The sequence below is a fragment of the Enterococcus sp. RTP21361st1_A6_RTP21361_211029 genome, assembly GCF_040910045.1.
Taxonomy (GTDB): domain Bacteria; phylum Bacillota; class Bacilli; order Lactobacillales; family Enterococcaceae; genus Enterococcus_D; species Enterococcus_D gallinarum.
The window spans coordinates 20,622-38,791 of record NZ_JBDGBK010000026.1; the positions used below are offsets into that span (position 1 = coordinate 20,622).

Annotated in this window: 20 protein-coding genes and 1 tRNA gene; 14 read left to right on the forward strand and 7 right to left on the reverse strand. The window is 40.7% G+C overall.

Annotation, left to right across the window (positions count from 1 at the left end):
* The first annotated feature begins 51 nt into the window (after nucleotides 1-51).
* The 7 genes from trxA (at nucleotide 52) to AB5Z52_RS06780 (ending at nucleotide 6,384) form a co-directional block, all read left to right on the forward strand.
* On the forward strand, nucleotides 52-366 hold the full coding sequence (gene trxA / locus AB5Z52_RS06750; protein ID WP_288551604.1) for a thioredoxin: 315 nt from the start codon (nucleotides 52-54) through the stop codon (nucleotides 364-366).
* A gap of 155 nt (nucleotides 367-521) precedes the next feature.
* Nucleotides 522-1,220 carry a hypothetical protein gene (locus AB5Z52_RS06755; protein WP_288551605.1) on the forward strand — a complete coding sequence of 233 codons (699 nt, stop codon included), beginning with the start codon at nucleotides 522-524 and terminating at the stop codon, nucleotides 1,218-1,220.
* Nucleotides 1,190-2,740, forward strand: a complete 1,551-nt coding sequence (locus AB5Z52_RS06760; RefSeq protein ID WP_288551606.1) for a L,D-transpeptidase — start codon at nucleotides 1,190-1,192, stop codon at nucleotides 2,738-2,740. The genes AB5Z52_RS06755 and AB5Z52_RS06760 overlap by 31 nt, the downstream gene beginning before the upstream one ends.
* Before the next feature lie 479 nt (nucleotides 2,741-3,219).
* Nucleotides 3,220-3,546 carry a PadR family transcriptional regulator gene (locus AB5Z52_RS06765; protein ID WP_003127545.1) on the forward strand — a complete coding sequence of 109 codons (327 nt, stop codon included), beginning with the start codon at nucleotides 3,220-3,222 and terminating at the stop codon, nucleotides 3,544-3,546.
* On the forward strand, nucleotides 3,533-4,213 hold the full coding sequence (locus AB5Z52_RS06770) for a DUF2812 domain-containing protein (protein WP_103300638.1): 681 nt from the start codon (nucleotides 3,533-3,535) through the stop codon (nucleotides 4,211-4,213). Before AB5Z52_RS06765 ends, AB5Z52_RS06770 begins: the two co-directional genes overlap by 14 nt.
* Nucleotides 4,214-4,238: 25 nt before the next feature.
* Nucleotides 4,239-5,138 (forward strand): ABC transporter ATP-binding protein, encoded by a 900-nt coding sequence (locus AB5Z52_RS06775; RefSeq protein ID WP_003127547.1) that lies wholly within the window; start codon nucleotides 4,239-4,241, stop codon nucleotides 5,136-5,138.
* On the forward strand, nucleotides 5,131-6,384 hold the full coding sequence (locus tag AB5Z52_RS06780; protein WP_288551607.1) for an ABC transporter permease: 1,254 nt from the start codon (nucleotides 5,131-5,133) through the stop codon (nucleotides 6,382-6,384). Before AB5Z52_RS06775 ends, AB5Z52_RS06780 begins: the two co-directional genes overlap by 8 nt.
* A 257-nt stretch (nucleotides 6,385-6,641) precedes the next feature.
* Here the strand turns inward: AB5Z52_RS06780 and AB5Z52_RS06785 are convergent, their stop codons facing one another.
* On the reverse strand, nucleotides 6,642-7,397 hold the full coding sequence (locus AB5Z52_RS06785; RefSeq protein WP_288551608.1) for a gamma-glutamyl-gamma-aminobutyrate hydrolase family protein: 756 nt from the start codon (nucleotides 7,395-7,397) through the stop codon (nucleotides 6,642-6,644).
* A 184-nt stretch (nucleotides 7,398-7,581) separates the two neighbouring features.
* Entirely contained in the window at nucleotides 7,582-7,956 is a 375-nt protein-coding gene (locus AB5Z52_RS06790; protein ID WP_003127551.1) for a VOC family protein, read from the reverse strand.
* 145 nt (nucleotides 7,957-8,101) lie between these two features.
* Here AB5Z52_RS06790 and AB5Z52_RS06795 point away from each other — a divergent pair, with 145 nt between their 5' ends.
* The gene (locus AB5Z52_RS06795; protein WP_138371624.1) at nucleotides 8,102-8,563 is read left to right on the forward strand and encodes an NUDIX hydrolase; all 462 of its coding nucleotides are present in this window, start codon (nucleotides 8,102-8,104) and stop codon (nucleotides 8,561-8,563) included.
* Nucleotides 8,564-8,592: 29 nt separating this feature from the next.
* Here AB5Z52_RS06795 and yidA read toward each other — a convergent pair whose 3' ends face one another.
* The 3 genes from yidA to AB5Z52_RS06810 are packed head-to-tail and all read right to left on the reverse strand — an operon-like array spanning nucleotide 8,593 to nucleotide 11,621.
* Nucleotides 8,593-9,414 (reverse strand): sugar-phosphatase, encoded by an 822-nt coding sequence (gene yidA, locus AB5Z52_RS06800; protein ID WP_003127553.1) that lies wholly within the window; start codon nucleotides 9,412-9,414, stop codon nucleotides 8,593-8,595.
* A gap of 9 nt (nucleotides 9,415-9,423) precedes the next feature.
* On the reverse strand, nucleotides 9,424-10,794 hold the full coding sequence (locus tag AB5Z52_RS06805; protein WP_288551609.1) for an HD domain-containing protein: 1,371 nt from the start codon (nucleotides 10,792-10,794) through the stop codon (nucleotides 9,424-9,426).
* Nucleotides 10,791-11,621 carry a lipoate--protein ligase family protein gene (locus AB5Z52_RS06810; RefSeq protein ID WP_176333185.1) on the reverse strand — a complete coding sequence of 277 codons (831 nt, stop codon included), beginning with the start codon at nucleotides 11,619-11,621 and terminating at the stop codon, nucleotides 10,791-10,793. Before AB5Z52_RS06810 ends, AB5Z52_RS06805 begins: the two co-directional genes overlap by 4 nt.
* Before the next feature lie 179 nt (nucleotides 11,622-11,800).
* On the opposite strand from AB5Z52_RS06810, the gene AB5Z52_RS06815 reads away from it, so the two are divergent.
* Nucleotides 11,801-12,238: a DUF1934 domain-containing protein gene (locus AB5Z52_RS06815; protein ID WP_005471808.1), complete on the forward strand. Its 438-nt coding sequence runs from the start codon at nucleotides 11,801-11,803 to the stop codon at nucleotides 12,236-12,238.
* 86 nt (nucleotides 12,239-12,324) lie between these two features.
* Nucleotides 12,325-12,930 carry a DNA-directed RNA polymerase subunit delta gene (gene rpoE / locus AB5Z52_RS06820; RefSeq protein WP_005471809.1) on the forward strand — a complete coding sequence of 202 codons (606 nt, stop codon included), beginning with the start codon at nucleotides 12,325-12,327 and terminating at the stop codon, nucleotides 12,928-12,930.
* Nucleotides 12,931-13,080: 150 nt separating this feature from the next.
* Here the strand turns inward: rpoE and AB5Z52_RS06825 are convergent.
* A tRNA-Arg gene (locus AB5Z52_RS06825) sits at nucleotides 13,081-13,152 on the reverse strand.
* A 54-nt stretch (nucleotides 13,153-13,206) separates the two neighbouring features.
* On the opposite strand from AB5Z52_RS06825, the gene rpoN reads away from it, so the two are divergent.
* The gene (rpoN, locus tag AB5Z52_RS06830; RefSeq protein ID WP_081131213.1) at nucleotides 13,207-14,520 is read left to right on the forward strand and encodes an RNA polymerase factor sigma-54; all 1,314 of its coding nucleotides are present in this window, start codon (nucleotides 13,207-13,209) and stop codon (nucleotides 14,518-14,520) included.
* On the opposite strand, the gene AB5Z52_RS06835 is transcribed toward rpoN, so the two are convergent.
* Nucleotides 14,498-14,698, reverse strand: coding sequence for a hypothetical protein (locus tag AB5Z52_RS06835; protein ID WP_081131214.1), 201 nt, complete (start codon nucleotides 14,696-14,698; stop codon nucleotides 14,498-14,500). The two genes, rpoN and AB5Z52_RS06835, sit on opposite strands and share 23 nt — an antisense overlap.
* Before the next feature lie 258 nt (nucleotides 14,699-14,956).
* Between AB5Z52_RS06835 and AB5Z52_RS06840 the strand changes: the two genes are divergently transcribed.
* The 3 genes from AB5Z52_RS06840 to pgk all read left to right on the forward strand — a co-directional run.
* Nucleotides 14,957-15,994 (forward strand): sugar-binding transcriptional regulator, encoded by a 1,038-nt coding sequence (locus AB5Z52_RS06840; protein ID WP_003127560.1) that lies wholly within the window; start codon nucleotides 14,957-14,959, stop codon nucleotides 15,992-15,994.
* A 40-nt stretch (nucleotides 15,995-16,034) separates the two neighbouring features.
* Nucleotides 16,035-17,036, forward strand: coding sequence for a type I glyceraldehyde-3-phosphate dehydrogenase (gap, locus tag AB5Z52_RS06845; RefSeq protein ID WP_003127561.1), 1,002 nt, complete (start codon nucleotides 16,035-16,037; stop codon nucleotides 17,034-17,036).
* Nucleotides 17,037-17,135: 99 nt separating this feature from the next.
* Nucleotides 17,136-18,170 (forward strand): phosphoglycerate kinase (gene pgk, locus AB5Z52_RS06850; protein WP_368266855.1); only part of this gene is annotated, 1,035 nt, incomplete at its 3' end.

An 18,170-nucleotide genomic window follows, 5' to 3' on the forward strand; every position in this document is an offset into this window, starting at 1 on the left:
AGCACGTGAACATGCTATACTTTTTTTAGCAATCAAATGGAGGCGAACAATATGGCAAAAGAAATTACAGATAAAACTTTTTCAGAAGAAACCGATAAAGGCTTAGTCCTTATTGATTTTTGGGCAACATGGTGCGGTCCATGTCGGATGCAAGCACCAATCTTGGAACAATTAGCAAATGAATATGAAGAAGACGAATTAAAAATCGTCAAAATGGATGTGGATGAGAATCCTGAAACGCCAGCTTCATTTGGTATCATGTCGATCCCTACGCTATTGTTGAAAAAAGATGGCCGAGTGGTAGATAAAGCCGTTGGTGTTCATACCAAAGATCAATTGAAAGAAATGGTAGCAAGCCACATGTAAGAAAATTTTATAGTAAGCAGCGATCTTAAGCGATCGCTGCTTTTTTTTGAGTAGTTTTAAGCGAGGATTTATTCTTGCAATGGTATAATGAAAGTGTGAATATGGGGAGCGTTTACTTTCTATGGAGTGCTTTTATTTGAAAAGGGGGATGAAAAATGAAAAAGAATAGAGGATGGGGGTACCGGCTGCTCTGTATCATTTCCTTGGTCAGTGCACCGCTTGTATCTGCAGGTGCGACCTACGCGGAAACAATTGATACAGGAACTTCTTCAGTCAATCAAGTCACCGAATCAACCACCAATACCAGTAGGACGACAACCGAAACGACTGACTCAGCAACTGCGACATCGTCTACAATAGACACGTCAACTTCCGAAGCGAGTACCAACAGTTCGACTGATAGCTTTGGGGAAACAACTACAAGTAGTTCAGAAATAACTGTTTCTTCTACAGAAGAAACGGATACTTCAGAAGCGAATCCAGTCATCACTGTTAAGGAATTAGCCAATTCAAATCGCTATGTCAAAATCAACACTTTCACAGCGACTACAACGGAGTCGCAAGCAATGGATAGTCGTCAGGTTTTATATACCCTCAATCAATTGCAACTAACAGCCACAGGATCAATTACTGAACTTGCGGGTCACGTTTATAAAAGTGTCAAACAGTACCAAGATACAGCGACGAAAAAGAAGTATAGTGAACTACTTGATGAACAGAATCACGTGATTGGTATTGTTGAAGCAGAGTCTGTCACGACAGCAGATGGGGTGTTTCAGTCAGAAAAAAAATATGCTACTGTTCAAAGTGGCAATTATCCTTTATGGGAGTCAATTTTTTTGATAAACAGTTAGGCACGACAAAAACAATCAATCAACAAACGTTTCAAGTAAAAGAAAGTTTCAAACACGGAAACGGCTCGACCTATTATGCTCTGTACACGGATAAGAACCAATTTATTGGTTGGATTAATGCCAAAGGAGCCGCGGATGCCAAATCACCTGGAGGCATATGGCAATCTGAATCAAAATACGCCACGATCATCAGTGGCAACTACACATTATGGCAAAATTTTGATTGGTCAGCCAAAAAAGGAACGACAGCTGCTTTAAATGGAAAGACCGTCAAAGCCACAGGAAAATATCGCCATGTTAATGGTGCAACGTATTATTCGTTGTATGACAATAAGAACAAGTGGTTAGGTTATATCAACGCTGCCGGTGTCAAAACGACATCAAATGCACAGGGAGCTTACCAGGCTTACGGTAAATATGTTACTCTAACAAAGAAAAATTATACAATTTGGGGTAATTTTAACTGGTCGAGCAAAAAGAACACTACCTCTTCATTGTATGGAAAAACTTACCAGGCTAAAGGAAAATATGAACATTGGAACGGATCAACTTACTACTCATTGTCTGATTCTACTGGCAAATGGATCGGCTATTTGAATGCTGAAGCCGCTACTGTGGCTAATAATCAAGGTGGCATATGGCAGAGTGAAAACAAGACGATCCGGATGAAAAGTAAGAACTATACATTGTGGCAAGATTTGAATTTTTCTAAGAAGAAAGCTTCGAGTGGCAATTATATGAACAAAAATATCAAAGTCACCGGAAAATATCAGCATTATAACGGTGCGACCTATTACTCATTGTATTTAAACAATACATGGATCGGCTATATCAATGCTACAGGTGTCACAAATGCTCATGTAATCCATTCGCAGAGCAATATTAGCCGTTATGTGATCGTCAACAATGCCAGCGGGAATTTTCTGAATGCTGCTGATCCTAACAGCAGCAAATTAGGAAAAAAGAGTAATTATAAAGGGTATATGGCGAAAGCAACCAAATTAGCCAAAACGAGTGATGGCAATTATCTGTATCTGGTTTCACCAGCAGGGAAAATCGGGTGGATCAAAGAGAATCAGACGTATAGCGTGAATGATAAATTCTGGATGTACACTACTGGTGGCAAGTACCCCTCGCTAAATGTCAAAAATTTAAACATTCATGTGTCCATCAGTAAGCAGCGAGTTTACATTAAGTCAGGCGACAAAGTCATTTATACCATGCTTTGTTCCACGGGGACAGTTTTTACGCCGACACCGTTAGGTAATTTTAGAATTCAGCAGGAGAAAGGCTCCGCCTTTTCAGGAGCGGCTTATTACCGTTCTTTCAAAGATCATGGTGTCTATCTATTCCATACCGTTCCAACAAGCATTGCTTGGTCAACCAATTCATTTAGTTCGGTGGAAGGCAAAAAACTAGGACAGCGAGCTTCTCATGGCTGTATTCGATTAGCAGTCCCTGATGCTAAATGGTTCTATTACAACATGCCTTACAACACTCCCGTAAAAATCGTTAACTGATTCTAGCTGCTGCATCCTTTGAATAAGGATGCAGCAGTTTTTTTGTAGCGAAAAGAGTTGTTGATTTGTACTTCACTAATTAGAGTTGAAAGTTTTTATCTTCTGAATAGAGATCAAGACCTTTTTGATATTTTACTTTTTGATATTTTGATAGAAGTTAGATTTGTAAAGTGGGGCAATTGACTAAAAACTGCCCTTTGAAAGCTGTGTCGCCCGTTTGGGAAAAGGATTTCTCTTTTGAATGACTGACATGTTCGTTCGAAGATTGATAGGGAGCATCAATCTCGAATCCCTAGTTGCTAACTAAGGTAAGTATAAAGCGGTCAACTAAGTGTAAATAGTTCTGAAATACGCCGATAGATAATCAGAAAACTACCCAAATCCGGGAGAAAATTGCTTACAAAAAGAGATTGACACTTATTATATCATTCGATAATATATCAATAAGTGATATAGTTTCCTAGGATGGGGGAAAACACATGGATGAACCATTGACCGATTCAACTTATTTGATTTTGTTAGCTTTATTAAAGCCAAAACATGGCTATGTGATCATGAAGCAAATCAATGAATTAAGCCAAGGTACCTATGAAATCGGTCCGGCAACAATGTATACTATATTGAAAAAATTGACCAAAAATGAAATGATCAGTTTAGAAGAGACGACAGATCGTAAAAAAATCTATCAGATCACAGCCAAAGGAAAAACGGCTTTAGAAAAGGACATTCAGCGACGAAAACATTTCTTTGAGATTGGTGAACAGATTATGGGTGAGTTGGGGGGACTGGCAGATGAGCAAACGTAAGACAAAATATTTGTATTCATTAGGTGTTGCCTATTATCCAGAAAAAGAAATGATGCGGCTGCAAGAGCAAGCAGCAAAAGGTTGGCAGTTTGTGCATATGAATCAGTTCGGTTTTTTGAAGTTTATTCAAAGCCAACCACAAGAGAAGAAGTTTGCTGTCGATTTTTTTCAAGGAGACAAATCTGATGTTGATGAATACTTGGCAATGTATGAAGCCGGCGGATGGGAGTATATTAGTTCCTACAAAAACCGTTACTACTATTTTCAGGCTCCTTTAGAGACACCAGCTATTTTTAGTGATCAGCAAAGCTATCAAGAACGAATCGATAGTGAGGCACGCTATCTTATGAAACGTTCTTTTGGCATAACAGGTGTTGGCTTGGTTATTCTGCTTTTGATTTATCTCCTCGCTCGCTGGCTAGTACTTACCTATAATGAGATACTAGGTTTCTCATATGGTGTTGCAGTTGGGCTGATTTGTGCGCCTCTTATCATCGGTGTGGTGTCATTTCTCATGCGTCGCTTGTACAAGAACCGCGCCTCTTTTTACAAAGAACCAGAGAAACTAGCTAAGCGGCAACACGTGTTACGGGATACGCTGCTCTTTATGGGAGTCGGCGCATTAATTGGAGGAATTATCGGCTTTTTAGCCGGTTATTTATACTAACTTAAAAGACAAGGAAGGTGAAATTGTGTTAGAAGCAAAGAATTTAGTGAAAACATTTGGGGACTATCGGGCAGTGGATCAATTGTCCTTTCAAATCAACGATGGCGAGATCATGGGGTTGATCGGTCAAAATGGTGCTGGTAAAACCACGACATTCCGATTGATTCTAGATTTCTTACGGGCTGAACAAGGAGAAGTACTATGGAATGGCCATCAAATCACAGAAAAGGAATACAATTTGATTGGTTATTTGCCAGAAGAACGGGGACTTTACCCTAAAGTAACCATCCAAGATCAACTGATTTATTTTGCACGCTTGCGTGGAAAAAAGAAAGAAGAAATTGAACCTAAGATCGACGAATGGATGGAAAAATTTCAAGTAAAAGGGAAAAAGACAGATAAAGTTAAATCATTATCGAAGGGGAATCAGCAAAAAGTCCAATTGATCGCAACATTGATTCATGAACCTAAATTAGTCATTTTGGATGAACCATTTAGCGGATTGGACCCTGTCAATGCTGAGTTGCTGAAAGATGGCATTATTGAACTAAAAGAAAAAGGGTCTTGTGTCATTTTTTCTAGTCATAACATGGATAATGTTGAGAAAATCTGCGATCATTTGATCATGCTAAGAGATGGTCAAACGGTTCTCAACGGAAAAGTTCATGAGATCCGTGAATCGTTTGGGCGGACAAAAGTCTTCTTGGAATCTTCATTGTCAAAAGAAACCATCCTAGCAGTTGAAGGTGTCGAAAAAGTTCTTCATAAAGAAGATGGGAGTTATGACATTACATTATCGCATCCTGAAGTCGGTCGCACATTGTTTGATTTGGCCACAGCTGATGGCTATATCCCGATGTTTAACCAACAACCGCCGACATTAGAAGAAATCTTTAAGAGAAAGGCGGGAAAAGACAATGAGTAAATTTTGGGTGATCGCGCTCGATGTGTTTAAGAAAAACGTGAAATCGATCTCATTTTTGATCATGATATTGATTCCATTTATTGCATTGGGCATTATTTATGTGGTAGGAATTTTTACCGATGGAATGAACAGTGTCGATAAAATTGCTGTTTATGCGAATGAACCAGCTATTGCACAAACAATCGCAGCTCAGAAAAATGAAGACTATCAATTTGAAGTGGTGGATTCTGAAGAAGCTGGAAAAAAACAATTAGCGAATGAAAAGGTCGATGCATTCTTGATCGTTACTTCAGAGGCCGACAGTATCAAAGGTGAATTATTGAGTGAATCTTCTATGGGACAAACCACAGAGTTGACGGTTCAGCAATTATTGTCTGGATTGCAAGCCTCGGGACGGGCCGCAGCACTCGGATTAAATCAGGAGCAAGTGGCTAGTTTAAGTGAGCCAGCAAACTTCAGTAAACAAAAAGTTTCTTTCACCGAAGATGGCAAAATGGAGCTTGGGGAAGACAATAGTTCGATCCAATACATTGTGAGTTATGTCGGAACAATTATTTTATTCATGTTTATTTTGACTTACGCTCAAATCATTGCCCAAGAGATTGCTTCCGAAAAAGGGACCCGGATCATGGAAGTTATTTTGTCCAGTACGAGAGCACAGGTTCACTTTTATGCCAAATTAACCGGTGTAATTATGGTCGCATTAGCTCAGTTATTGGCTTACGCCGGTATCTTTGCTATCAGTTATTATTGGATCAAAGACATTTCAATGGTCAAAGATGTATTAGCCAATTTCTCAATTGATGGATTATTCGGACCATTCTTGATTTACTCGGTCATCTTTGTCCTATTAGGAATTTTGATTTACTCTGTCCTGTCTGCTTTGTGCGGTTCATTAGTCAATAAAGCAGAGGACACTGCCAAGGCGATCATTCCTGTCACTTACCTTTCTTTAGCCGGTTATATGTTAGGTTTGATTCTAGGCGGTACAGATCCTAACAATATCATTTTGCGGGTCACTTCTTATATCCCGTTTTTATCTTCATTTATCATGCCAGTCCGATTGGCTAACGACACAGTAGGTATCGGAGGCGCGGCAGTCTCTGTAGCCATCTTAGCAGTAAGTACATTGGCATTGATGCTGATCTCAGCAAGAATGTATAAGTCAAACGTACTGATTTATAACGATAACGGCATTTTGGCTTCATTGAAACAATCTTTCGTTTTGATGAAGAATGAAAAATGACCAGCCAACAAATTCTCCGATTAGTTAGGCTTCAATAAATAAACCGATGAAAAGCTTGTGCTTTCTGATTACCAAATGGTATCCAGAAAACCCTCTGCTTTTCATCGGTTTTTTTCTACGTAGAATTGGGTAAAGTAGCTTTAATGAGTCAAGACCGCCAATTGATCAAGCTAGTATCCAATCAGCCTTTAATTACTAACTATTAAAGCTAAACGAGTCATTTAAACTACTAGTTTCAAATATAACCAAGTCTTTTTTCAATCAGGCATTGCCTCTGCTAGCGAAATCTTTGTTGGCATAATGTCAAAACTGATGAAGTAGTCGAAAATTTGCTGTTCTGAAGCAATCTCTTGTGCGGTTAATTCAGGATGCCATTGGATCCCTAAAATCGGCGCCGCAAAGGCAGAAGTTTCAATGGCTTCTACGATACCGTCAGGGGCCGTTGCGATCACTTGGAAATCTTTTGCAACATCTTTAATGGCTTGATGGTGAAACGAATTCACTTGATAGGTGGTTCCTAATAATTTTCCTAAACGACTGTCAGCAACGATCTCAACGGCATGAGTAGGAAAGCGAAAGGGTGTCGGTGCTTGCACATGCTTGATGGTTGGTTGCTCGACCAATGACAAGTCTTGATAGAGGTTGCCGCCGAAAGCAACATTCAATAGCTGCATGCCACGACAGACACCAAAAATTGGTTTTTCTTGTGCGACAGCTTCTTTGATCAACGCCAATTCAAATGCGTCTCGTTCAGGATGTGTACCTTGGATCAGTGGATGCATCTCTTCGCCATAATAGCGAGGAGTCACATCATGCCCCCCTGCCAAAAGTAATTTATCAATCTGGGCAACATATTGGGCGGCATTTTCGGGAGCTCCCATGGGTAAAATAAGGGGAAGGCCAGAGGCTTGTTGAATCTGTGTCACAAAATTTCTCGGGGTATATGTAATCCAATGGGCTTCCCCATCAATCATCGTTCGTTCGTTGCCAGCAATTCCAATCACTGGTTTCATAAGCATTCTCCTTCCAGCTGTTTTGACAGCAGTAATGAATAAAAAACTGTGACAAAAGGAAAACAAAGGAAGCTATCCGAACTGACTTTTTCCACGAAATTGCGAGGACCTACTAGAGAGTAGATGCAATTTCGTTATCGTTCGGATGCTCCATTTGTTGCTGCACTTAAGTCACAGTACTTTTTTATTTTTCGCGAATCACTTCTATTTTGTAGCCATCTGGGTCTTTCACGAAATAGTAAGAAGGAGAAGTACCAGGCAAGCCTTTTAAGTCAGTAACATCAAAACCAGCTGCTTTATGCTGCTCGTGAAGTTTCTCTAAATCATCGGTACTGATCGCGATATGACCATAGCCGTCACCTAGATCATAGCCGGGATGATCATAGTTATAAGTTAATTCTAATTCATAATCATCTCCTGGTAATGTCAAGTAAACCAACGTAAATTTGTTTTCTGGAAAATCACGACGGCGCGATTCTTCAAAACCGAATGCTTCTTGATAAAATGCAAGTGATGCTTCAAGATCTTTCACTCGCACACAAGTATGTGCCATTTTCATTTGTCATTCATCCTTTCAATTGTGGTAAGCCTATAATAACATAACCCGATTTTTTGTGGTAAGAAAAGTGCACCCCGTCAAGTTGCAGCTTGTCGCCAGTGGCTTCCTAAGGTAGAATGGAAAGAAAGAGATGATGGAGGGAAACATGGGGAACAAGGAGAAAGTGTTTGGGCAAAAAGAGCCGGGGGCTGACTATATTTCACGATTCGGTGCCTATGTCGTGATTCCGAATGAACACCAACAAGTGATTTTGGTCCAAGCGCCAAATGGCGCCTTTTTTTTACCAGGAGGGGAGATTGAACCCGGTGAATCGAAGGAACAAACGATCAAACGGGAATTGGTCGAAGAAGTAGGATTTGCAGGAAAGATCGCCAGTTATTTAGGGGAGGCGGTTGATTATTTTTACTCGCGACATCGAGAAACGTATTACCATCATCCGGCTTATTTTTATTTGATGACCGATTGGCAAAAAATAGGTGAGCCAACAGAACAACACAACCAACTTTCGTGGCATACACCAGAAGAAGCCATTCATTTATTGAAACGCGGCAGTCATGCCTGGGCAGTGAAACAATGGGTAAATCAAAAAGACAACGATCATGCATAAAGGCAGTGATCGTTGTCTTTTTTACTCTTTTATTTTAGTTCATTTAACACATAGTCATTGATAACTTTAGCTACACCATCTTCTTCATTGGAAGCAGTGATGACGTCGGCCGCTTGTTTGACGTTTTCTGTTGCATTAGCCATTGCAACGCCAAGACCCGCATATTCGACCATCGTTAGATCATTTTCGTTATCACCAATCGCCATGACTTCTGCTTGTGAGATACCTAGTTCCTCAGCTAGCTTCTGAACCGCAGCCCCTTTATGAGCTTTCTTATTCAAGACTTCTAAGAAAAATGGCGCACTTTTGACGATATTGAAACGCTCAGTCAATGAAGTTGGCAATTGTGGAATAATAGCATCGATCAATTCAGGCTCATCGATCATCATCATTTTGATGATATTCAGATCCGCAGTCATTTCTTCCGGTGTACGATATTTCAAAGGCATATTGACCAAAAAGGCTTCATAGACGGTATAAGGACTGATGTCTCGATTCGCTGTGTACATCGTATCTTGGGTTTCCACATGCAAATGAACCCCTAATTTACGGGCAGTCATTTCTACTTCTAAGTATTCTTCATGCGTCAATCCGAATTCAGAAACGATTTCTTTTGTTTTAGTCTTCTGTACGAGAGAACCATTATATGTGATTACGTAGTCCGTTTCTGAAAACAAGTCTAGTTCACTTAATAAATCTTGGACACCTGTTAAGGGGCGGCCAGTACATAAGACGATTCGAACACCCTGTGCCTCCGCAGCTTTTAGTGCTTGGTACACTCCAGGTGTGATTTTTCGATCATTGTTCAGTAACGTGCCATCGATATCGATAGCAATCAGTTTGATGCTCATAACTTCCTCCTAGTTGTTCGTATTGATCAAGGCACCATTGCGAATATGTTTCGCAAACTCTTGATACGTATCCCAAAATAAATCATAGTGATTTTGTAGTGCGGGGTCAATCATTTCTTTTGGGAAATAAAAGCGCTGGTCTCCTTGTGTTTGCCCAGCAAGTGCAGCTACTAGTTGACTAGCCTTGGATAATTCCACTAGGGAGCCGTCTTTTTCTTGCAGTTCGATTTGTGTCCGATGCATGCCGGAAGTTGGGCGATAAAAGTCATAAGGTAAATCGAAACTAGAATTGATTGCTGTGTAATAGTCGGGGTTAAAACCGACTTTTTCGACAAGAGATTGCAGTTCATGAATCAATGGCAATTGAGTGTCTTCTTCAAAACGTGCAGACTTCAGCGGTTTGCGGTTCAAGAATCGTTTGGCTAAGTCACTAAGAATCGGATCATTTTCTTCCGTCCACTGAGTGAAGTACGTATTCAAGACGCCATCGTCTAGTTTTAGGTATTCTTCCAAAGTAAAGTGCTGTTTAAGAAAGGGCAGCAAAAGCTGGGAATGCGATTGGAAAAGTTCTTCATGCTCTTGATACAATTCGGCAGCGCGATTTAGTAAATGTGCCAAGATAACTTCCATTCCCCGAGAACTGGCATGGAAATAGACTTGGACATACATTTGATAGCGGCTGACAATATAATCTTCTACCGCATGCATGCCACTCATAGAAAATGCGATCCCGCCAGCATAGGGACGAATGACTCGCAGAATACGTGTCAAATCAAATGTGCCGTATTCCGTTCCCGTGAAGTATGCATCCCGCAGTAAATAATCCATGCGATCCGCATCGATCTGACTGGAAATCATTTGCACCACTTGTGGGTTTGGGTATGTCTTAGTAATAACACTGGCCACTTTTTCAGGAAAACCTTCTTCCACACGATTGAGGATTTGATAGACTTCTGTTTCTGGAGAAGTAATGATCGCTACAGTGATGGCTTCGTGATCGGTATGAAAAATATGTTCAAAAGTGTGAGAATAAGGGCCATGGCCAACATCATGCAACAAAGCAGCACAAAGCGTGACCAATCGTTCCTGGTCATCCCAGCCATCAGACCCAACTTTTTCAACTGGGAAATTTCGTTGAAACAAATCACAGATGCGGCGGCTAATTTCGTAGACTCCTAACGAATGTGAGAAGCGACTATGTTCAGCACCATGAAAAGTAAACGAAGAAGTTCCTAGTTGTTTGATCCTTCGCAGGCGCTGTACTTCTTTCGAATTGATCAAGTCCAAGATCACTTGATGCTGCACATGCACATAGTTGTGTACAGGATCACGGAATACTTTTTCAATAGCAAGTGTTTGATACTTATATGGGATGCTCATTGTGAACTCTCCTTTATCGGTTGATTTCGTTGATACATACTGGTCATACGAGCCTCTAGTAATGCCGCTTGATCATTTTTTTCAACCCATTCGGATGCAGTCACAGGGCTGAGAGAGGACTTAGTTAGCCGCATCAAGGCCTCTTGCAGTCGTGAGGCAGCTTCTGATACAGAGAAAGAACGCTGAAGCACATCTTGGAGTGTTGTCATACTGGTAGGTTCAACGGCGGGATAGCCATTAGTACCAAACTGCTCTTTCAAGCTTCTCTGATAAAACGTTCTTACTACTTCTCCTCGATAGTGTTGGTCGCCGTTGACACTAAGGTACATCATGACTGCAATTCCTGCTTTGATCCTGCGCTGGGCAGTCCCTGCGATTTTCTTTCCGTCCATACTCAAGTCAAAAGTACCGGGACAATAAGAGTTTGGGATTTCATAGGCAGCAATTTCTTTTTCGGGAAATGCTTCTCGCATCAAGTCGACCATTCGCTGATAAGCCGCATCTGTAGTAGCAGCTAACGTTTTTGGGAAAATCCACGATACATTCAGAACACCGGCATCGTTGATGACCCCAAGCCCGCCTGAGTTGCGGATGATTGGTTGAAAGCCAGCAGTCGTCAAAGCGGATATTCCTTCGGTGAAATAAGGCACTCGGGTATCTTTCATTCCTAAAATCATAGTATCAGGCAACTGCCAAAAGTGTAAAAATTCCTGATGATGAACGCCTGCATATTCACTCAGTACATCGGTCAATGCAAACGGTAAAAAACGATTCTCGGTAGTTTGGGGATCAAATGGCAACATTTGATCAATCATTTCAATGGTCACGGTAGGCTTAGATTCTCCTTCAATAATAAGATCTCCTACTATTATATATGAAGATCATGAAAAAACTTAATCAAAAAGCTAAGAAAACGTTCTATAGTGGATGTTTTAGCTGAAATGATTGACAAAAGAGGGGAAAAAAGGAAAAATGGAACTGAAATCTGCTAAGGAGGCACACTATCATGAGGGAATTGTCACAAGGAATTCCGATTTCGATCCATTTAACGACAAAGGTCGAACAAGCGGGAGAAACACAAGATTTTTTGTTTGATTTACAAGGACAGGCGGTCAAAATCGGCGATACGCTGTATCTGAGATACAAAGAGATTCAGCCAGAAGGAGCCGAAGTACCAGTGACGATGAAAATTATGCCAGATGGCGTGATCCAACTGATTCGCTCGGGAGAAATGCGAACACGCTTGAAATTCGCTTACAAAGAGCGTTTAGAAACAAGTTATCAAACGCCTTACGGCACGATGCATTTCCATACATATACAAGTCACTTACATGTGAGTCTGAAAGATCGTCCTTATTCAGGTAAAGTCGATGTCCATTATGATTTATTTATGATGGAAGACAAAGTGGGAGAATACAAACTTTCTTTGGAGTTTACTGCTTAAATAAATGCAAATTTTGAAAGAATAAATTGCAATTTGTCTCACATTTTTGTATGATTAGGAGTAGACTGTGAAAGGACGTGTCCCGTTTGGAAATTAATGTATTTGAAGGTGTAAATAAAAACGAATTGTCAATGATCGAAGTTGCCCATGCGATTTTAGAGCAACGCGGTGACGTGATGGATTTTTCTGATTTGGTCAACCAAATCCAAAACTATCTAGAAACTTCGGACAGCGAGATTCGTGATTCTTTGGCGCAGTTTTATACAGACTTGAATATCGATGGCAGTTTTATTTCTTTGGGAGACAATCGCTGGGGATTGCGTTCATGGTATGCGATCGACTCAATCGATGAAGAAGTCAACCACGGAATCGATGATGAAGATGAAGATACACCGCGTCGTCGCAAACGTAAGAAAGTGAATGCCTTTATTAGTGACGATGAAGACGCGATCGATTATAACGATGATGACCCAGAGGATACTGATTTGTCTGATGACGATGAAGAGGATCTTTTTGACGATGATGACGATGAGGATGAAGAAATCTCCGCATATAACTCAGATCTGCAAGAAATTGGTGCAGACAATAACGATGATGACGAAGAGGAACTACCAGGGAACATTGAAGAAGATCTAACGATCATCGATGATGATGAAGAAGACGAATTTGATGACGAGGAAGAAGAGGAATAGGCCTCTTCTTTTTTGTGTTTAGCAAAGGCAACAGCGTATGGAGGATGGCAAGAGCTCAATCAAAATAAAAAAAACGGAAGTGCTGTCAGCACTTCCGTGGTTTTTTGAATTATCCCTTGAGATAAAGTATACTATAAATGAAATGAAAAACGCGCCTTGAGGGAATCGAACCCCCGTCTCAAGAACCGGAATCTTACGTGATATCCACTACACTAAAGGCGCGAAGCACAAATAACAGTTTAACCAATTTTCTCAGAAAAAACAAGAGGTAAAATGATGAAATTTCAACAACAATTTTCGCAACAACAAAAACAGACACAAAAGTTGGCGATGACGCAGAAATTACAGCAGTCGATCCAAGTGCTGCAATTTTCATCAGATGAACTGCTTGCTTTCGTAGATAATCAGGCATTAGAGAATCCCCTGATCGATTTAACGGACCATGAATATCCGACGAGTTATACTCAAGGCAGTGGGACATCTGAGCAATTCAATGAATATTTGAATCAGATCCCAAATAGAGGAAGTTCGCTCTTTGAGTATTTGATCGATCAAATCCATTTAAATTACCGAGATACCTTTCTACGCACCGTCGTGTTATTTCTAGTGGAATATATTGATTTGAATGGATTTTTGACCATTGATTTGGTGAAGGCTGGTCAAATGATCGGAGCTTCAGAGATTCAGATGCTCGATGCCTTGACACTGATTCAGCAGTTGGATCCAGCGGGTGTCGGCGCACGAGATCTACGAGAATGCCTCATGCTTCAAACTGAACGGGACGATGCTGCGCCAGAACTCGCCTATATCGTTCTTGAAGAATGGTTCACGGAATTAGCAGAGCGCAAGTGGGACAAAATAGCGAAAAATCTAGCAGTTTCGCTTTCAGAAATTCAGAAGGTGTTTGACTATATCCAAACGTTGACCCCAACACCAGGGGCGGCCTTTGGGTCTACAGATGGTTTGTATATCATCCCAGATTTGCGAGTTACGATTATTGAAGGCCAGCCAGTGGTTACCTCTAATCGACGAGCAATGCCGGAAGTCCGTTTCCAACAACACTATTTTGATCAATTAAAACAAAGTGGCGATGCTGAGGTAAAGAAATATTTAGACAACAAAGCCCAAGAATTTGAATGGCTAAAAAAGACTCTCCAGCAGCGAGGAGATACCATCTATCGAGTGGGAGAAGCGATTGTTCATCATCAGCAAGCCTTTTTTTTACAAGCTGACCGACCATTGAAGCCATTGATCCTCAAAGAAATCGCTGACGAATTAGGTATTCACGAATCGACAGTCAGTCGTGCCGTCAATGGGAAATATTTGGAGACAGAATTTGGTGTTTTTGAACTGAAGTCCTTCTTTGGTCAAAAAGTGTCCACCCAAAGTGGAGAGGATGTCACCACGGAGGCAATCAAGCGGCGTTTGGCAGCTTTGATCAACGAAGAGAATAAGCAGAAGCCGCTTTCTGATCAAAAATTGGCTGATTTGTTAAAAGCGGAAGAAGTGGAAATTTCTCGCCGGACTGTTGCCAAGTATCGTGAGGCTCTTAATATTCCTGGATCATCTAAACGAAAGCGGTTTGATTGATTTTTCGATACAGTTCTTGTTCTGGTCCAGCTATTGAAGAAAGATTCAACAAGAATGCCGGCAAAAAGTCCAATGACCCCACCTCTTTTACATAAGAAGACAGGTAAGCAATTTGGGTTTCATATAATCGTAGCAAAGGTAGGGCTACTTGTGATAAATAGCTCTGCCCGCTTTTCATAGGCGGTCGCTGATCCTTTTGCTCGAGTTTTTCTTTGTTGATTTCTTTTACTAGTTTGAAAGCTATTTTTGGCTGTGATAAGAATCCGCTTTACGGTTAAAAAAGTTTGGAGAATCATTTTTTATAATTGAAATAGTTGCATGAGGCGTCCAGAAGTGCTACTATTATTGGTGTAAGAGATGAATTAAATTTTTTTTGGAATAGATGGGTCATTTTAAGTCATTGTAGGACAAAAAAAGTCCAACGGGAGGATGCAAAATGCTCGATGAATTGAAATTGATTGAGGCAATCACCCCGGATATCCTCGCGGTGCTTCAAGAACGTTACCGTATTTTACGGACTATCTATTGGATGCAACCAGTAGGGCGGCGGACATTGTCTGAAAGCTTAGCAATGACGGAACGTGTGTTGAGGTCTGAAACGGATATCCTCAAAAAACTTAAATTGATTGATTCGTCTAAAAGCGGAATGCAATTAACGGCCTATGGCGAAGAAATCTATACAAAAATCGGCAGTTTGATGGATCAATTGTTTGGCATGCATCAAACAGAGAAGCGGTTATCCGAGTACTTCGGGATTGATCGTTGCTTGATTGCCAGCGGTGATGGGGACCGTCAACCGAAAGTGATTGCTGAATTCGGTCAGCTGCTTAATGAGTCGTTAGACTTATTGCTGCCAGATGGTGAGAATACGATCGCTGTGATGGGCGGTACGACAATGGCAAAAGTTGCCGAAGAACTAGGCAATCTTGAAACTGGCAAACGCCATAACTTGTTTGTCCCAGCCAGAGGAGGCATCGGAGAAGCAGTCAATGTTCAGGCAAATTCAGTCGGATCAGTGATGGCGATGCGTACCAATGGTAATTATCGTTCCCTATTTGTACCGGAACAATTAAGCACTAACACCTATGAATTTTTGTTGAAAGAACCAGCAATCCTTGATGTCTTAAACTTGATAAGTCAAGCAAATTGTGTTATTCATAGTATTGGACGAGCATTGCATATGGCAGCTCGAAGAAAGATGTCAGAAAAAGAGATCCTGATGCTGAAACAAAAGAATGCAGTAGCGGAATCCTTCGGTTATTTCTTTAATGAAGCAGGCGAGGTCGTTTATAAGATTCCTCGTATCGGACTGCAGTTGAAGGACTTGCAGAACGTGCCGATCATTTTCGCAATCGCAGGCGGTAAATCAAAAGCCAAAGCGATCAATGCATACATGAAAAATGCACCAAAACAAACATGGCTCATCACAGATGAAGCCTGTGCCAATGAGATTTTAAAAGGGGCAACCCTTTAAAATAAATATTTTTATGATTTTCATAAGGAGGAAATCTTAAATGACAGTTAAAGTAGGTATTAATGGATTTGGACGTATCGGACGCTTAGCATTTCGTCGTATCCAAGAAGTAGAAGGAATCGAAGTTGTGGCTATCAACGACTTAACAGACGCTAAAATGTTAGCACACTTGTTAAAATATGATACAACACAAGGACGTTTCAACGGTACAGTTGAAGTTCATGAAGGATCATTCAACGTGAACGGAAACGAAATCAAAGTTCTAGCAAACCGCAACCCTGAAGAATTGCCTTGGGGCGAATTAGGTGTTGAAATCGTGCTAGAATGTACTGGATTCTTCACTTCTAAATCAGCTGCTGAAAAACATTTAACAGCTGGTGCAAAACGTGTAGTTATCTCAGCTCCTGGCGGAAACGATGTACCAACAATCGTTTACAACACAAACCACGAAACTTTAACAGGTGATGAAACAGTAATTTCTGGTGCTTCATGTACAACTAACTGTTTAGCTCCTATGGCTAAAACATTGAATGACAAATTTGGTGTGATCGAAGGCTTGATGACTACGATCCATGCTTACACAGGTGACCAAATGACTCTAGACGGACCACACCCTAAAGGTGACTTCCGCCGTGCGCGTGCTGCTGCAGCAAACATCGTTCCTAACTCAACTGGTGCTGCTAAAGCTATTGGCTTGGTAATTCCTGAATTGAACGGTAAATTAGACGGAGCTGCTCAACGTGTTCCTGTTGCAACTGGTTCATTAACTGAATTAGTTACAGTTCTTGACAAAGAAGTAACTGTTGACGAAGTAAACGCAGCAATGAAAGAAGCTTCAAACGAATCTTACGGTTACAACACAGACGAAATCGTTTCTTCTGATATCGTTGGTATGACTTACGGTTCACTATTTGATGCAACTCAAACAAAAGTTATGACTGTTGGCGACAAACAATTAGTTAAAACTGTTGCTTGGTATGATAACGAAATGTCATACACTGCACAATTAGTACGTACTTTAGAATACTTCGCTAAATTATAAGATTTGCGTCGTACATTCATTTAAACCATCGCAAGAGAAAGCGGGGAAGCAGCGCGCTTCTCCGCTTTTTTTAACAATTACATTAGGAGGAATCTGTTCATGGCTAAAATGACAGTTCAAGATATCGATTTAAAAGATAAAAAAGTTCTTGTGCGTGTGGATTTCAATGTTCCATTGAAAGACGGTGTGATCGGTGACGACACTCGTATCAAAGCAGCACTTCCAACAATTAATTACGTGATCGAAAATGGCGGAAAAGCAATTCTTTTCTCTCACTTAGGTCGTGTCAAAGAAGAAGCAGATAAAGAAGGCAAATCTTTAGCACCAGTAGCAAAACGTCTAGGCGAATTGTTAGGCAAAGAAGTGACTTTCGTTCCTGAAACACGTGGGGAAAAATTGGAAGCAGCAATCAACAACATGAAAGACGGCGATGTTGTTGTTTTCGAAAATACTCGTTTTGAAGATGTTGACGGCAAAAAAGAAAGCAAAAACGATCCAGAGCTTGGTAAATATTGGGCTTCATTAGGGGATGTTTTTGTCAATGATGCATTTGGTACAGCTCACCGTGCCCATGCTTCAAACGTCGGAATCGCTTCTACAGGAATCCCAACAGTTGCTGGATTCTTAATGGAAAAAGAAATCAAATTTATTGGTGAAGCAGTCGAAGAACCAAAACGTCCAATGGTAGCGATTCTTGGTGGTGCGAAAGTATCTGACAAAATCGGTGTCATTGAAAACTTGATTCCTAAAGCAGACAAGATCTTGATCGGTGGCGGAATGACTTATACATTCTACAAAGCAAAAGGAATGGAAATTGGTAACTCTCTTGTTGAAGCGGATAAAGTTGAGTTGGCAAAAGAATTGATCGAAAAAGCTGGCGATAAACTTGTTTTACCAGTTGACTCAATCACAGCTGCTGAATTTTCAAATGATGTTCCAACAGAAGAACATACTGGTGATGTTCCTGAAGGTCAAATGGGCTTAGATATCGGACCTGAAACAATTGCATTGTTCGCTGAAACATTAAAAGGTGCAAAAACAGTTGTTTGGAACGGACCAATGGGTGTGTTCGAAATGTCAAACTTTGCTAATGGTACCATCGGTGTTTGTGAAGCAATCGCAAACCTTGAAGAT

Coding starts and splice junctions, on each gene's coding strand:
- trxA (WP_288551604.1), top strand. CDS start 52: ATGGCAAAAGAAATTACAGATAAAACTTTTTCAGAAGAAACCGATAAA.
- AB5Z52_RS06755 (WP_288551605.1), top strand. CDS start 522: ATGAAAAAGAATAGAGGATGGGGGTACCGGCTGCTCTGTATCATTTCC.
- AB5Z52_RS06760 (WP_288551606.1), top strand. CDS start 1,190: ATGGGAGTCAATTTTTTTGATAAACAGTTAGGCACGACAAAAACAATC.
- AB5Z52_RS06765 (WP_003127545.1), top strand. CDS start 3,220: ATGGATGAACCATTGACCGATTCAACTTATTTGATTTTGTTAGCTTTA.
- AB5Z52_RS06770 (WP_103300638.1), top strand. CDS start 3,533: ATGAGCAAACGTAAGACAAAATATTTGTATTCATTAGGTGTTGCCTAT.
- AB5Z52_RS06780 (WP_288551607.1), top strand. CDS start 5,131: ATGAGTAAATTTTGGGTGATCGCGCTCGATGTGTTTAAGAAAAACGTG.
- AB5Z52_RS06785 (WP_288551608.1), bottom strand. CDS start 7,397: ATGAAACCAGTGATTGGAATTGCTGGCAACGAACGAACGATGATTGAT.
- AB5Z52_RS06790 (WP_003127551.1), bottom strand. CDS start 7,956: ATGAAAATGGCACATACTTGTGTGCGAGTGAAAGATCTTGAAGCATCA.
- AB5Z52_RS06795 (WP_138371624.1), top strand. CDS start 8,102: ATGGGGAACAAGGAGAAAGTGTTTGGGCAAAAAGAGCCGGGGGCTGAC.
- yidA (WP_003127553.1), bottom strand. CDS start 9,414: ATGAGCATCAAACTGATTGCTATCGATATCGATGGCACGTTACTGAAC.
- AB5Z52_RS06805 (WP_288551609.1), bottom strand. CDS start 10,794: ATGAGCATCCCATATAAGTATCAAACACTTGCTATTGAAAAAGTATTC.
- AB5Z52_RS06815 (WP_005471808.1), top strand. CDS start 11,801: ATGAGGGAATTGTCACAAGGAATTCCGATTTCGATCCATTTAACGACA.
- rpoN (WP_081131213.1), top strand. CDS start 13,207: ATGAAATTTCAACAACAATTTTCGCAACAACAAAAACAGACACAAAAG.
- AB5Z52_RS06835 (WP_081131214.1), bottom strand. CDS start 14,698: ATGAAAAGCGGGCAGAGCTATTTATCACAAGTAGCCCTACCTTTGCTA.
- AB5Z52_RS06840 (WP_003127560.1), top strand. CDS start 14,957: ATGCTCGATGAATTGAAATTGATTGAGGCAATCACCCCGGATATCCTC.
- gap (WP_003127561.1), top strand. CDS start 16,035: ATGACAGTTAAAGTAGGTATTAATGGATTTGGACGTATCGGACGCTTA.